14 protein-coding genes are annotated in these 15,255 nt (G+C 47.4%); 3 read left to right on the forward strand and 11 right to left on the reverse strand.

The window, feature by feature from the left end:
- Positions 1-171 precede the first annotated feature (171 nt).
- The 9 genes from BZG84_RS11355 to cspE all read right to left on the reverse strand — a co-directional run bounded on the left by BZG84_RS11355 (position 172) and on the right by cspE (position 9,526).
- Positions 172-1,701 (reverse strand): bifunctional GNAT family N-acetyltransferase/carbon-nitrogen hydrolase family protein, encoded by a 1,530-nt coding sequence (locus BZG84_RS11355; protein ID WP_077481046.1) that lies wholly within the window; start codon positions 1,699-1,701, stop codon positions 172-174.
- Between the two features lie 32 nt (positions 1,702-1,733).
- Complete coding sequence (locus tag BZG84_RS11360) at positions 1,734-2,996, reverse strand: GGDEF domain-containing protein (protein ID WP_077481044.1); 1,263 nt, start codon at positions 2,994-2,996, stop codon at positions 1,734-1,736.
- A 164-nt stretch (positions 2,997-3,160) separates the two neighbouring features.
- Positions 3,161-3,796, reverse strand: a complete 636-nt coding sequence (locus tag BZG84_RS11365) for a LysE family translocator (protein ID WP_077481042.1) — start codon at positions 3,794-3,796, stop codon at positions 3,161-3,163.
- 211 nt (positions 3,797-4,007) lie between these two features.
- A complete protein-coding gene (locus BZG84_RS11370; protein WP_069589806.1) occupies positions 4,008-5,435 on the reverse strand; it encodes an aspartate kinase in 1,428 nt (475 codons plus the stop codon).
- A gap of 78 nt (positions 5,436-5,513) precedes the next feature.
- Positions 5,514-5,903, reverse strand: coding sequence for an ectoine synthase (locus BZG84_RS11375; protein ID WP_077457892.1), 390 nt, complete (start codon positions 5,901-5,903; stop codon positions 5,514-5,516).
- 45 nt (positions 5,904-5,948) lie between these two features.
- Positions 5,949-7,226, reverse strand: a complete 1,278-nt coding sequence (gene ectB, locus BZG84_RS11380) for a diaminobutyrate--2-oxoglutarate transaminase (RefSeq protein ID WP_077662528.1) — start codon at positions 7,224-7,226, stop codon at positions 5,949-5,951.
- Positions 7,227-7,237: 11 nt separating this feature from the next.
- Complete coding sequence (gene ectA / locus BZG84_RS11385) at positions 7,238-7,795, reverse strand: diaminobutyrate acetyltransferase (RefSeq protein WP_077457896.1); 558 nt, start codon at positions 7,793-7,795, stop codon at positions 7,238-7,240.
- A 360-nt stretch (positions 7,796-8,155) separates the two neighbouring features.
- Entirely contained in the window at positions 8,156-9,154 is a 999-nt protein-coding gene (locus tag BZG84_RS11395; protein WP_077481862.1) for a bacteriohemerythrin, read from the reverse strand.
- A gap of 165 nt (positions 9,155-9,319) precedes the next feature.
- Complete coding sequence (gene cspE / locus BZG84_RS11400) at positions 9,320-9,526, reverse strand: transcription antiterminator/RNA stability regulator CspE (protein ID WP_069589811.1); 207 nt, start codon at positions 9,524-9,526, stop codon at positions 9,320-9,322.
- A gap of 549 nt (positions 9,527-10,075) precedes the next feature.
- On the opposite strand from cspE, the gene BZG84_RS11405 reads away from it, so the two are divergent.
- Positions 10,076-11,023 carry a slipin family protein gene (locus BZG84_RS11405; protein WP_069589812.1) on the forward strand — a complete coding sequence of 316 codons (948 nt, stop codon included), beginning with the start codon at positions 10,076-10,078 and terminating at the stop codon, positions 11,021-11,023.
- Position 11,024: 1 nt separating this feature from the next.
- Entirely contained in the window at positions 11,025-11,519 is a 495-nt protein-coding gene (locus tag BZG84_RS11410; RefSeq protein WP_077678225.1) for an NfeD family protein, read from the forward strand.
- A gap of 337 nt (positions 11,520-11,856) precedes the next feature.
- Here BZG84_RS11410 and BZG84_RS16395 read toward each other — a convergent pair whose 3' ends face one another.
- The gene (locus tag BZG84_RS16395) at positions 11,857-12,030 is read right to left on the reverse strand and encodes a hypothetical protein (protein ID WP_167370411.1); all 174 of its coding nucleotides are present in this window, start codon (positions 12,028-12,030) and stop codon (positions 11,857-11,859) included.
- A gap of 268 nt (positions 12,031-12,298) precedes the next feature.
- Between BZG84_RS16395 and metC the strand changes: the two genes are divergently transcribed.
- Positions 12,299-13,495, forward strand: a complete 1,197-nt coding sequence (metC, locus tag BZG84_RS11420) for a cystathionine beta-lyase (RefSeq protein WP_077482025.1) — start codon at positions 12,299-12,301, stop codon at positions 13,493-13,495.
- Positions 13,496-13,544: 49 nt separating this feature from the next.
- On the opposite strand, the gene BZG84_RS11425 is transcribed toward metC, so the two are convergent.
- A complete protein-coding gene (locus BZG84_RS11425) occupies positions 13,545-15,143 on the reverse strand; it encodes a methyl-accepting chemotaxis protein (RefSeq protein ID WP_077678226.1) in 1,599 nt (532 codons plus the stop codon).
- Positions 15,144-15,255 lie beyond the last annotated feature (112 nt).

Here is a 15,255-nt window from a genome sequence, read left to right on the forward strand (position 1 = left end):
TTAGCCGACTGGATAGATAAACCGAATTGGTTGCTTTTTAATCAATGGTAGTTAGTGATTGGCAGGGGTGTCGTAAAAAATGGGCGTTTGTTGTATTATTTTTTGTTCGTAGTGTGAGAAAGGCCAATAAATAGAAGTGATTTGCCCCGCAATTTACGGGGCAAAACGCCTTTACTCCTGACTCAGGTGATTGGCATACAGTTTTGGGCGACGATGTTTGAGGTTGGTGACTGAACCTCGTTCGTGCAGCATTTTTAGTTTGTCTAAATCGACATCCGCAAAGATCATCATCTCTGTATTGGCATTCGCCTCGGCGAGTGTGGCATCGTGGGGGAAATAGACATCAGACGGTGAGAATACCGCTGACTCGGCATACTGAATGTCGACGTTATCCACTCTAGGGAGGTTGCCTACGCTGCCTCCAATGGCGACATAGCATTCGTTTTCAATCGCGCGCGCTTGAGCGCAGAGACGAACGCGTAGATAGCCGTTTTTGGTGTCGGTCCAGAAGGGAACAAAGAGGATTTGCACTTCTTGCTCTGCGAGGATGCGTCCCAGTTCAGGGAATTCGACATCATAACAGATGAGGATCCCCACACGCCCGGCATCGGTTTCAATGACTTTGACGGTTTCGCCGCCATCAATCACCCAGTCTCGCTGTTCATGCGGCGTGATATGTATTTTGTATTGCTCATCGATGCTGCCGTCTCGATGCATCAGGTATGACACGTTGTACAACTTTTCATCTTCTAATACAGGCATACTGCCTGCAATGATATTGATGTTGTAAGTAACGGCGAGTTGAGAGAAGCGTTGTTTAATTGTCTGTGTGAATTCACTTAAAAAACGGATTGCTTCTACAGAGCCTTTTTCTGGGGCAAGCCCCATCAAAGGCGCACAGAAAAACTCAGGGAATAGGGCAAAGTCCGATTGATAATTCGATAGCGATGAGACAAAAAACTCCGCTTGATTGAGCAGGTCATCGACGGAGAGTACATGACGCATTTGCCATTGAACCACCCCAATACGAACAATAGTCTTCTCTATATCGTGGACGGATGAGGCATCTTCTTCATAAAAGAAATTATCCCACTCTAATAGGGTGGCATAGCCTGCGGATTTACCATCCTCTGGAAGGTATCGGTTCATCAAACGTTTCACATCAAAATCATTTGACAGCTGAAACGACAAAATCGGATCGTGGATTTCTTTACGACGTACTTTATTGATGTATTCGGTGACGGTCAGATCATTATGCTTGTGATAACCAGGGATCCGCCCACCGGCAAGAATGGCTTTGAGGTTAAGCGCTTGGCAGAGATCTTTACGTGCTTCGTAAAGCCGACGCCCCAAGCGGTGACCACGATAATCAGGGTGGACAAAAACATCGAGGCCGTAGAGCGCATCCCCTTTGGCATCATGAAATACCACCCCATCATCGGTGATGATATCCGCGTAAGTATGAGGAAGAGAAAAACGGTTATAAGCCACTTTTAGCGTGAGTGCCGCGGCGACAATCTTACCATTGTCTTCAATACAGATTTGTCCATCCGGAAACGCGGTCACCAATTGCATGATAGTGCTTTTGGGCCATGCGCCGCCAACATCGGGAAAAACGAGATCCATCAGTTCTGCAAGTGGCTGGTAATCACCTACCTCTATCACACGCAAGTTCAGCAGCGTGTCGGCATTTTCGTCCATTACATGATCTCCTTAGGATGTCTGACTCCCCATTATGTCAAAGATTGTCGTGTGAGATAACGTTTAGGGAGATCTGTGTTCGACTCTTCGCAAGGCATTGGGGCTGTGACTCGCATGGGCGCAACACTTGAGGGTGCCGCGTGATGCTCGGTGAGTGCAAATTCAATTCGATTCCGGCCCCGTGCTTTTGCCTCATAAAGCGCGCCATCGGCACATTCGAATAGCTGATTGATTGTTAAAGGCTGATGTCGGCGATGGATGGCGACACCGATACTGACAGTAAAGCGAATGATATGTCCTTGTTCTGTCCTGACTTGGCAGGCTTCAATTTGTCGGCGAAGCTGCAATGCGATCTGCTGTACGCGTTTGACTGAATCACCATTCAATAACAGGATAAATTCTTCTCCGCCTGTTCTCGCACACAAGGCGCTTTCTTGTTGCGCGATGTGCTGTAAATGTTGGCTAAAGGCGATCAGGACTTGGTCACCGGCGAGATGGCCATATACGTCGTTAATACTTTTAAAGTTATCCAAGTCAGCTAATAACAAGGCGTGAGCGGTATCGTCTTCAAGACGTTGGGTAGTTTGGGTCACAAAGGCACGGCGATTGGGAAGTTGAGTGAGCGTGTCTTGCATAGCAAGTTGGCACAAGGTGTATTCGAGGCGCTCGAAGCAAAGATAAATAAAGGTCACAAATTTGACGAACTCGGCCATCAAAATCATGTAATAGATGAATATATAGCGATGGGATAAAGTGGTTTCGTTGAACGGAATATCAAATGCAAACTGGATGCGCAGGCCATATAGAATCAGTAGGATAGAAACGATACTGGTATACAAACGATAGCCAGTGCGTGTGCGATAGTGGCTTTTGAGCAGTATACGAAGCACCATCAGGTGCATAACCGCATAGAATAGGCAATAAAAACTGATGCGTATCGCAAGGGGCGCATCATTGACAAGGAGTAATGAGTATATCCCGACAGCCATTGTGAACAGCAACCCGCCGACACGCCACCTAGGTGGCTGTTTTTCGAGTGACTGGGTTCCCCACCAGATGAAAACTTGGGCACTCATTGCCGCAGTGGTACCGAGCCAAACAAGCCCTGATATCTCTGTGCTATTGCCGAGGTTATATACGGACGTGCCTGCGGAGATCAACAAGCACGCTACGCCCCAAAGCTTAATATCTCTGTGTTGATTAAACTGCCAACCAATCAATAAAACAGCGACCGTTAGCAACCAAAATATACTGATGCAGGCTAGTGTTAGCGTGGGTAAATGAAGGTCAAACACGTACTCGAATCCATCCGATACAACAGCCTAAACTCGTGATGCTAGGCAAGGAAAGCCCGCACGTTGAAGGCGAGCTTACGTACAATATACCAGACAATGAGGGAAAGTTTTATGGCACCACGAGGGTTCGGTGGTTTTTTATTCAATGTCTTTTCGACAAACCACTAAATACTATTCTGTTGTAAAAATAGCCAAATAGCGAGAGTCGCAAAAATGATTGCCATCATTTTATGCTGGTATTGCTGAACGCTAGGACGTGTGAATAAAGCGGTACCTAGACGGCCAACTATCACGACAAGTAAGACATTGAATACCAACCCGAGAATATTGAGCAATAGGCCCAGACTCAATAACTGCATACCTGAGGATGCTTGGATTTGTTGCGAGATGAACTGAGGTAAAAACAGAACAAAAAAGAGTAGAGCCTTGGGGTTGAGTAAGTTCGTCATGACCGCACGTTTGTATAGGTGTCTGCCCATCTTTTGACGATGCGCAAGCGTCTCACTATCCGCTGGCGAAGCTCGCCATGTGTCTATGCTCATTTTAAGTAGATAAGCAGCGCCTACGTACTTTAAAACAGTGAGCGCCATAGGCGACATTGCAATCATCGCCGACACGCCAGTAGCAGCCAAGAGGGTCAGAATCAATCCGGATGTCGCATTCCCTAAACTTGCTGCAAACCCGACTCGCTTTCCATAACTAAGACTTGCACTAATGATCAGTAGCATGTCTGGACCGGGGATAAGAAGTAGTGCCACAACGGCCGTTAAATAAACAGGGAGCAAGGTTGGATCAATCATAGAATGCGCGTATCACTGACAAAATAAAACGCGGCATTTTACCCGGTTAAGCAAAAGGATCAACGGAACTTATCTATTGTGATAATCATTAGTACTAAGCTTAGTGTAAACAGGAGTGGAAAATTAATTTGATAAGAATAAAAAACGCCTCTCGAAAGAGGCGTTTAATGGTAGAAAAATTGACTGAGCAATTAATCTCTTAGCGCTGCGGTTACGCGGCTTTGATGGTCGGCTTTGGGGCCGGCTTTTCAATAAAGCATGCGTGTAGTGCGCAAATTGCCGCATGATAGAATTTATCCAACACCACGTACTGTACATCCACGTCACGCATAGAGGAGTGCGCAGCTTTTGGATTAATCTCTGCGTCCAGCAGTGCAAGCATACCTCGGCTCATGGTCTGGTTGGAATCAATACGGCTACCAATAACCGAAATTAACGCAACCATCTCGCCGGTGATCTTCGCTTTAGGATACAGCTTCTCAACGCGATTAATCACTTTGTCTTGGCTAGCGGTCTTACCATCCAAATAGTAAGTGATTGAGTTGGCGTTCATCTCTTTACTGATTAGCTGAACGTTCTCCTCACGAATGATTTCCATCACGTCATAGCTGACGCGGTCGACATGGCCAACCATTGATTGATCAAAGATATGCAGTGCTAGCACTTTATCACGACCTGCAATGATCTCGATTTCATTGTCTTTCGGGCGATATTTGTGGGAAATCACCGTACCTGGATGATCGGGTTCGAAGGTATTTTTCACCACCAGTTCGATGCCAACTGCACGCATTCCCGATGCGGCATTAGGGTGAATCGCTTCCATCCCCAAGTTGGCAAGCTGATCAGCCACGTCGTAGTTGCTCAAGCCCATCGGCTGGACGCGTTCTGGACCGACGATACGCGGGTCAGCACTGCTTAAATGATACTCTTTGTGGATCACCGCGCTGCTTGCTTTGGTCAATACCGCAATACGACTGAACGTCATTTCGCTATAGCCGCGATCGTATGTTTTCATCAAACCTTCATCGCAGTATACGTAGCCGGTAACGATGGGCAGCTCATTGCTGAGATCGATATCTTCCATAGCACGCGCAATCACGGTGTTTAAATCACCTTGTGCTTCGTCGGGGTTGTCCCAGCCAGAAAGGTCAACAAACCGTGAGTTAATTCCCACGCTCTCAAGCAAAAGAGAAGAGTTGTGCGCACTGTGAGCTTCACCAATTGACGAGAGGAACTCGCGCACTTGGGGCAAATAGCTTTCTAGAGAAAACTGCCCATAGTTACAGGTTTCGAGAATACCTTCGATGCAGCTGTGCGCTTTCTCCATACGCTGACGAATGAAGTTGTCTGCACGCTCGCGGTAAACGGGGTCAGGGAACATGTTGCTGTTAATAAGCAGCATACGTTGTTCCAGCTCTTCCATAGCATCGCGCCACTTCGGGTTATTGGCGGCGAGTAGGCGATAGATACCCGGCTTGCCAGAACGCTTACACTCCAGCAGTGCATCCGTGATGCCAGCATAAGCAGAAACCACAAAAATTCGGTTATAAGGGTTAGACGGGTACAAAAAGATATTATCCATGACAGCGTCGAACGCTGACATTGATGTACCGCCGATCTTTTCAACGGTATGATTCATGTGAGCTCCTTGTGGGCTTTTATGAATTGAAGTCGTCGATTGGGTTTACAGGGGCAGCATCCCGCTGCCCCAAGACGGTTAATCGACCAGAGGGTAAACACCGTTTTCGTCATGTGTCTCTTGCCCAGTAATCGGTGGGTTAAAGACACAGGCCATGACCATATCAACACCTTTATTTGCGCGAAGCTGGTGCTCGTCATGTTTGTCAAGAATGTACAGTGTGCCAGGTTTGATTGGATACACTTTACCGTCGTCGGTCGTTTCAATCTCACCTTCACCTGACATGCAATACACAGACTCTAAGTGATTCTGGTAATGGATATGCGTGTCAGTATTGGCGTAAATGGTGGTAATGTGGAACGAAAAGCCCATGTTGTCATCGCGCAACAACATACGGACACTTTCCCAATTTTCAGCCACTACGCGGCGTTCACTGTTTTGGCATTCTTCTAATGTGCGAACAATCATGTCAATCCTTTATACGTCTGTTTGTTAATGGGTGAGCGCTTTGAATTAAGACGCTTTTTTCAATTTGTCTTTTTTGTATTGCTCAACCGACTTAACAAAAATCTGCAGGCCTTTCTCCATTTCAGCTTCGCTGACTGTCAATGGGGAGAAGAATTTGATCACTTCATCATCAGGGCCAGCTGTTTCGATGATCATACCGTGCTCAAAACAAAGGCTTGTGATGGCATCAGAGATATCACCATTTTTACATGCGATACCCTGCATCAGGCCACGACCTTTGATGGTGTCGAACAGGTCACCATTTTTCGCTAAGACGTCTTTCAACACTTTATTGAGTTGATCAGCACGCGCTTGGATATGAGTTTGGAACTGATCATCTAGCCAGTAAGTTTCAATCGCTTCTGCAGCTGTCACAAATGCATGGCTGTTACCACGGAATGTACCGTTATGTTCGCCAGGTGCCCATTGATCCAGCTCAGGTTTCAGCAGAACCAGTGCCATTGGTAGGCCATAACCACCAATCGACTTCGACAAGGTCACGATATCTGGGTTGATACCTGATGGCTCAAAGCTAAAGAAAGTACCAGTACGACCACAGCCAGCTTGAATATCATCGACGATCATCAAGATGCCATGTTCTTTACAGATGCTTTCTAGGCGTTGCAGCCATTCATTGGAAGCTGCATTGAGACCACCTTCACCTTGAACGACTTCAAGCAAGACTGCGGCGGGTTTATCTCCACCTGTTAGACCGCTTGAGGCATCGTTTAGCATGGTTTCGAACAGTGTGAGACCGTCAACATCGGCATAGCCGTCATACGGAATACGTGTTACCGCGTTATTCACTGGCATACCGCCACCACCGCGATGGTGATGATTACCGGTCACAGCGAGTGCGCCATAGGTACAGCCGTGGAAGCCGTTCGTAAATGAAACGATGTTCGGACGACCTGTCACTTTTCGTGCCAGCTTCATCGCCGCTTCAACAGCGTTTGTACCGGTTGGACCGGTGAACTGGAGTTTGTAGTCCAAGTTACGTGGTGCCAAGATGTGCTCTTTAAATACCTCGAGAAAGCGTGCTTTTGCACCGGTGTGCATATCCAAGCCGTGGGTAATGCCATCTTTCTCGATGTACTCAATCAGCGCTTTTTTTAGCGTCGGGTTGTTGTGTCCATAGTTAAGCGAACCGGCGCCAGCAAGAAAATCGAGGTAGCGCTTGCCGTCAACGCCCGTGATCCAACAGCCCTTCGCGCTTTCAAACACGACGGGGAAGTTGTTAGCGTAACATTGAACATTTGACTCCTGCGATTTAAAGATATCCATAACTCATCCTGTTATTTTTTGAGTGGAATTCGGAAAAGGTATTCGGTGTCATGTTCACCGTTAAAGTGCTCTTGTTCATCAAGGAACACTGAGCGCTGACCACCTGTACCGTAGAGGCGGTCTACCTTTTTGAACAGCGCCCAAGAACCAGCGTTGTCTTCAGTGATTGTGGTTTCAATGAATCGGATGTCTTGTGACACTTTGCGCGCTAGTAACGCTTCGACCATTGATAGGGCAAGCCCTTCTCCACGTGCTTTGGGCGATACGGCTACCTGCCACACAAAAAATGTGTCTGGTTGCTCTGGACGAATGTAGCCAGAGACGAAGCCGTGAATGTCGCCGTCACGCTCTGCCACAACACAGGTCTCTTTGAAGTGCGTTGCCTGTAAGAAGTTGCAGTAGGCGGAGTTCACATCCAACGGAGGGCACTGAGTGATTAATCGATAGATGTCGCCACCATCACGAATTGATGGCTTACGAAACACAAACCGCGTGCTCGGTTTTATCTGTTTACGGTCAAGGACTTCGTTTTCAAGAACTGCCGTATCTGTCGTTTTTGATCGCCACATAATTGTTTTGTGCTCTAACGAATTCGTTATACATAATAGGCGATGGATTTTGTTTATCAACCCCGGGTTGCGCTAATCGGTTTGTCACTACAGTTTAAATATATGATATTTATGAGATTTTTTAATGTTAAATTTTTTATTAATCACAATGCTTTGATGCGTAACATTTACTGGCCTAAATGTATTGACGATTCTCAATCTGGTGTGACTCATGCCACAAAGATGGGAGGAGCGGCTTGGACTTCGTCTCAGTTGGAGTTGAGTGAGGTGAAAGGGTTGGCTATTAAAAATAGACACAAAATAGATTTTAATAGACAAAAAGCCTAGTCACCTTTGCTGCTTGTGAATCTAATAGGGTGACTAGGCGGATTGAGGCGACTGGCTAAGGAATTCGCGATATTGTCTGTCTTCTTTGACGACGTGGTGTACCCACCAGTAACGCAAAAACTTGAAAAAGACTGAAGGGTACAGTTCAGGATCCGCCTGGCATTGCAGTAACACATAATGTGCTTGCCGTGATAAACGTTCATGGATGGCTGCATGTTGTTTGTATTTGGGGTAGGCGAGATCGTGAAGAATGTCTTCTTCTAGCTGGAAGTGGGACACAATGTAGTCTCGAAACCGCTGGGCGAGATCATCAAAATCTCCTTTTTCACCATCGGCATGATGGTACGCGATAGCCTCATAGGTGTCATTGATGATAGCCAGTAATTGCTTGTTGCTGGCATCGAGTTCTGAGTGCCCCACAGAGTATTTGTCCTGCCAACGAATAAACTTTCTGTCTTTGCTCTTTGCTGTCGCTTGTTCAGGCGTAACAGGGGGTGCTGTTGTATCAATTGTCGGGCTTGTGTCCGAAATGTTTTCGATTTTCTCCTGCTCTTCTTCAGTGAAGACAATGGCCCCATTGTGCTCAAAATCGGTCGATTTAGCTGGATCGGCCTGATACATCTCAAAGTAGTATTTTGGTGGCTTTTTGGATTTGGTATCTTTGGCTAGCTGTTGAACGCGATTTTCGAGGTCTTGTTTTCTAACTGGCTTGACCATGAATGCGTCAACATCATAGCGGATGCATTCGCTTATCACTGATTGGGAGGCATTTGCGGTGAGAATGATGATCGGGACATCGTGCTGTAGGTGGTAGCGACCACTACGGATAAGCCTAAGCATCTCCAAGCCATCGATAGGCTCCATCTGTAGGTCAGTGATAATTAAGCTAGGTTGTTCGTGAAAGGCCCTTGATATAGCTTCAGCACCATCGGCCGCCGTGATAACGGATTTGATCCCTAGCGCTTGTGCCATCAAACTTATGGTATCTCGAATCATCTCATGATCATCTACCACTAAACACCGAGATAGCATACTCCCTCCTGCCAAAGCGCTAACTGTTTTAAAAGCATAGTAAATGGCGAGTTTTGCTGCTGAGTGATTTGTAGAATTTTTTATACGTTTTTGCGGGGAGTGAGAGATTACGCATACAAAAAAAGGCGCCTAAAAGGCGCCTTTTCTTCTTAAATCTGGTTTAGCTTACAGGCGAGTTACGTTCGCTGCCTGTGGGCCTTTTTGACCTTGCTCGATATCGAACTCAACCTGTTGGCCTTCTGCTAGAGTGCGGAAGCCTTCACCAACGATGGCGCGGAAGTGAACGAATACGTCTGGACCGTTCTCTTGCTGGATAAAACCGAAACCTTTTTCTTCGTTAAACCACTTAACGGTACCATTAGCTTTAGACATGATGTCTCCTGAATATATTAACTAGGTGTAGCAGTGACGCGAGTGCCATTAATCGTTCTATGGGCAAATGTAGCGAATATCTTCAGGACAACTAACTTTCCAGCCAAACGGTAGGGTGTTTCGATGTTTCTATATTCAATTGCTGCATAAATTTCCGATTAGCGAAGCCGCTTAACAGCTCCAAGAGGACTACGCGTAATTTGCGCGTCAGTTTACTGTTGGCTGTGACGATAGTCGCCTTTCAGCTTTCAGTAACGTCAACCAACACGGTTGAACATTAGCGAGAATACACGCAAAAGAATGTGAGGTAAATCTCTTTTCGCACTTTATATCCGGTTTATTTTGAGTGAATGATTGAAAGTGAGATCAAGCGCCGAGATTTTTGTCAGAATTAAGCAAATCAATGGCGAAAATCGCGTCCTGTATTGGGACGGATGTCAAAGATGCTATCGGGCGCTGTCTTTTTTCATCGACATTGACGTACTCTTAATGCTTTCTACGAGTAGCAGCGTGTTGCTGTTTGTCGATCCTCTACTGATAGGAACTCCAATGAACGAAATGGTCTCTCTTACTAGCGCGTTTAGCGTTTGGATTGTACTCGCAATCCTAGTGATTGTTTTCTTGCGTGGCTCGGTAAAGTTTGTTCCGCAAAACACCGCCTATGTGATTGAGCGTTTTGGTAAATATTACAAAACGATGGAAGCGGGTTTGAACTTTATTGTGCCTTTTATCGACCGTCTAGCCTATGAACGTACGCTAAAAGAGCAAGCGTTCGATGTGCCGAGTCAGTCGGCCATTACCCGAGACAACATCTCTCTAGTCGTAGATGGCGTGCTTTATATCAAAGTGCTGGATCCTTACAAAGCTTGCTACGGTGTCGATGACTATATCTACTCCGTGACCCAACTGGCGCAAACCACAATGCGTAGTGAAGTGGGTAAGATGGAACTAGATAAGACCTTCGAAGAGCGTGAAAGCCTTAATACGGCAATCGTCTCGGCGATTAACGAAGCCGCTCAGCCTTGGGGCGTACAAGTCCTTCGCTATGAAATTAAAGATATTGATCCGCCGCGTTCCGTATTGGATGCGATGGAGCGTCAAATGAAAGCCGAACGTGAAAAACGTGCGGTGATCCTTGAGTCAGAAGGGGCACGTCAGTCGGATATCAACGTTGCAGAAGGGCAAAAACAAGCACGGGTACTTGCTGCAGAAGCGGAAAAGTCTGAGCAGATCTTGAAAGCGGAAGGGGAAGCGAAAGCGATTATCGCGGTCGCGGAAGCACAAGCTGAAGCGCTTGAAATTGTCGGTTCACGAGCGATCACGGAAGAGGGCCAGAAAGCCATCCAATTAGACTTGGCAGAAAAAGCCATCAGTGCCAAAGAAGCGATCGCGAAAGAGTCTTCTGTCGTATTGCTTCCTGAGTCGGGGACCGGTGCAGCGAGTACGGTTGCTGAAGCGATGACCATCATTCAAACACTGAACAAAGTGAAAGGCTAATATGCACAACTGGTTTACCACCCATCTAGCTGAGATGACGATGGTTATCGGGCTGTTACTGCTCGTAGTCGAAGTGTGGTTGCTTGGCTTATCAACCATCGTATTGCTGGCAACAGGGGTTGCTGCGGTGCTGGCGGGTCTTTTGGCGATGCTCGGCGTGCTGCCGGAAACTGTGACCGTGATGTTTAGCGCAACCGGGATTGGCGCTGGATTGTTAACCGCCGCGCTGTGGCAGCCGCTAAAGCGGCTGCAACGTGGTGCACGCAGCCCTGATAACAAGCACAGTGACTTTATTGGTTTGACGCTGACATTGACTGAGCCGTTAACGTCGGCACATCCAGCGACAATTAAGTATTCGGGTGTGGCGTGGCAGTTAGTGCTTAGTGGCAGCTGTAATGATGCTAGCTTGCAAGCAGGCGACAAAGTGCGAGTGGTCGGTGTTGATGTCGGTCGCTTTACGGTCGAGCCAGTCGGCGAAGCGGAGTCGAGCCACTAGGCGTTGTTTGCCATTCTGGTTTAATTGAGCCAAATAAAAAGCTCGGGCACCATGTCCCGAGCTTTTTTGCGTTATACGCGCTATGCCTAGCTAACCGAGTGCCTCGATAAGTGGAGGCGCTGTATTTAGGCTTTTTTCAGCTGTTTTTTCAGCTTTTTCAATTTGCTTTCTTGTTTAGCAACTTTTGCTTTGGTCTTTTTGATCGATTTTTTCAGATCTTTCTTTGATGCTTTAGCCATCGGTTTTCTCCTTTCGTTGTCATTGCCGGTGTTTTCGCCACCGCAATACGGCTTCAATGCCGTGGACAGGTGCCGGCAAGTTGCACCTAAAACTGTGATTATGAGCTCTTTTTTTCTTCGTGTTCTTTTAAAAATTGTTTGATAAATCGACGGATCTCTCTAGCAGCTGACGTGTCGAGATCCTCGCATTTTGACAAGAAGGCATCGCGTTGCTCACTATTAATACGAATGAGTAACTGACTGTCTTTTTTGCTTTTTTCTTTTTTTGTCATCTGCATTTGCCTATCGTTTGGATATACAATGTATATACACTTTCTACGCTTTTCCACCTGGCGTGCTTAATTTGTGATCTGTTTAGTGATCTAAATAGTTATTTTCATACAACTCGACATTGTAGCCGCGGGGTTTCGTCATCCATGCCATAAATAATAAGGAGACGTGCGATTGAACCTATTTAAATAGATGGCTAAATGGCTTTACTGCTAAAGAAATAATGCTTAGGGTAAGGTATCTATGGAGCAAATATTTGGGTAAGGAATTATGGAAAAAAAATACCTGAGCACGCAATTGATTCACGCGGGGCGCGACAAACGTTATACCCAACAAGGTGTGAACCCTGTGATCCAGCGTGCTTCCTCCATCGTTTTTGACACGCTCGCCGACAAAAAACATGCAATTGCGCATCGACACCAGCACACCTTGTTTTACGGCCGCCGTGGCACCCAGACGCATTTTGCCCTGCAAGATGCGATGACAGAGCTCGAACAAGGTGAAGGATGTGCGTTGTTTCCGTGTGGCGCTGCCGCCATTGCCAACAGTATCTTGGCATTTGTGAAAACGGGCGACCATATTCTGGTGACAGGCTCGGCTTACGAGCCCACACAAGACTTTTGCCAAACTATCCTTGCCGATATGCAGATTGAGACTGAGTTTTTCGATCCGCTTGAAGGGGTCCAAATCGCTGAGCGTATTCGGCCTAATACCCGGATTGTGTTTCTCGAGTCGCCTGGGTCGTACACCATGGAAGTCCATGATACGCCAGCCATGGTGCAAGCGATTCGCGCCAAAGCGCCAGAGGCAATCATTATGATGGATAACACCTGGGCTGCTGGCGTTTTATATCAGCCTTTAACACATGGGGTCGATATTTCGATTCAATCCGGCACCAAGTATATTATTGGCCACTCTGATCATATGCTCGGCACCGCGGTGGCAAATCGTCGCTGTTGGCCGCAGCTACGAGAACGTGCCTATTTGATGGGACAAACCATTGATGCCGAGACGGCGTATCAAGCGGCAAGAGGGTTGCGTACCCTAGGGGTGCGTCTGAAGCAACATCAACAAAGTGCTCTACAGATTGCGCAATGGCTAAAAGAGCAGCCGGAAGTCGCGCATGTCCTTCACCCTGCGTTTTCTGATTGCCCCGGACATGTCTTTTTTGAGCGAGACTTTTCTGGGAGTAATGGCTTGTTTTCGTTTGTTTTTGACCAAAGACTTACCGATGCACAGCTGGAAGCGTTCTGTGATCACTTACAGCACTTTAGCATGGCGTACTCATGGGGTGGGTTTGAGTCGTTGCTGTTGACCAATCAACCTGAACAACTCAACCGTATTCGTCCTGCCGGTAAGGTGAGTTTCAGTGGCACCTTAGTCCGTGTGCACATTGGTTTAGAAGCGGTAGAGGATTTGATCACTGACTTAGCAGCAGGCTTTGAACGCATTAAAGCGGCCCAGTAAAAGCTGATAAGCCACCTTAAGTAAATGAAGGTGGCTTTTTGATGTCGGTTTAAGTCTGAAACTGGTCGGTTAGCGTGGTGAGTGCACTCGATTGATGACTCAACTGGCCACTGACGTCGCTGGTGGTATTGATGGCTTCAGTGAGCGATTGGCTGCCTTGCTTAAGCGCACGTCGGCCAGCAGTGAGGTGTTCAATTTCCTTGTGCTGTGAGGCCAATGCGGCTTCTACCTCGGCGCTCAATTGTTCTAAGCCTTGGAATGTGGCATGCATATCACTGAGAAAGCCTTGAAGACGAACGCTGGCTTGCTGGTTGGAGGCACTGGCCGTTTGTGTTTCTGTGAGCAGTGAACTGGCGGTATCAACTTGTCCTAAGAGATCGTTAATCCAATTGCGAATATCACCGGTCGATTGTGCCGTACGCTGTGACAGGCCTCGGACCTCATCGGCAACGACCGCAAACCCTCGGCCATGCTCGCCGGCACGCGCGGCCTCAATGGCTGCATTTAATGCCAGTAGGTTAGTTTGCTCCGCAATCCCTTCAATCACATCCATGACCCCTGCAATTTGCTCACTGGTTTGTTTCAGTGTTGCCATGGTTGACGATACCTTCTCCACGATACCCACACTGTGTGCGATAGCGGCGTCGGTAGTCCGCATTTGTTGCTGGATCTCGTCGTTATCGTGCGACACTTTGCTAATGTACTCGCGCGTATCATGAATGGCACTGGCAATGTTTGTGGTGGCACTTTCCATGACGGTGAGAGATTGGGCGACGTCGTCGACTTGACGACGGGTCTGCTGGTTAATCTGTGCGACTTGTTTGCTTTGGGTATCGAGCGTGTCAGATTGACCATCTAATTCGGCGGTTCGCGATTGAATGTCAGTGACAAAATGCGAGAACTTGTCGAGTAAGTTATTAGAGGCCCGCGCGACTGCACTGACCTCATCACTGTACCGATCGGTGAGGCGGGTACTCAGATCGGAGCGCTGGTCAATATCTGTTAAGGCATTAGCGATATGATCCAAGCGAACCACCACAGTTTTGCGCAACCATGTCATCAATACCAATGCCAAGAGTAAGGTGGCGCCACAACCAATATACACGGTATGCGCTTGTTGGTTTAGAAAGGTGATCAGCCCGCTTGCAGAGTGTTTCGCATGAGATTGCCTTTCGGCCAGCTTCTCGTTGATAGCGAGCAGCATAGGATCAACGGCCGGATACATATCAAAGTCGACTAACCTCCCCGCATCATAGAAGCTTTTGGCAGCGATGGTTTTTTCTAGCTGGACGAGATAGTCATCGAATGCCTGTTTATCGGCTTGATGTTTCGCGCGCCAGGTTGCGAGCGACGGAGAGCGAGAGAGTGCTTGCCAGCTTTGCTGATAGTCTTGATGGAGTTGTTCAAACTGCGGCTGAATTTCATTCCAGAACAATAACTGTGCTTTGATTTTTTGCGATAAGTTGACCAAGTTGCGGTGATCGCGTTCCAGCGCGAGCAACGCCCAGACTTCAGGCAGCTGTTGATTGACATATTCTGAAGAGGCTTGCGCAGAGCGGGATGAAATCCACAGCGATAAGCTTCCTAGCCCAATCGTGGATGCAATGAAGAGGGAAAATGCGATTAACAGTCGCTGTCGTACACTCATGTTGTTTCCTACCAACTACTCATGTTCGGATGAGGGGCAGGTTAGGCAGCGACTGTTGCAGGGGAATGACACCTGTCTCAATAGTGTGATTTGCGACTAATATCACTGTTTA

Source organism: Salinivibrio sp. PR932 (genome assembly GCF_001996125.1).
Taxonomy (GTDB): Bacteria; Pseudomonadota; Gammaproteobacteria; order Enterobacterales; family Vibrionaceae; genus Salinivibrio; species Salinivibrio proteolyticus.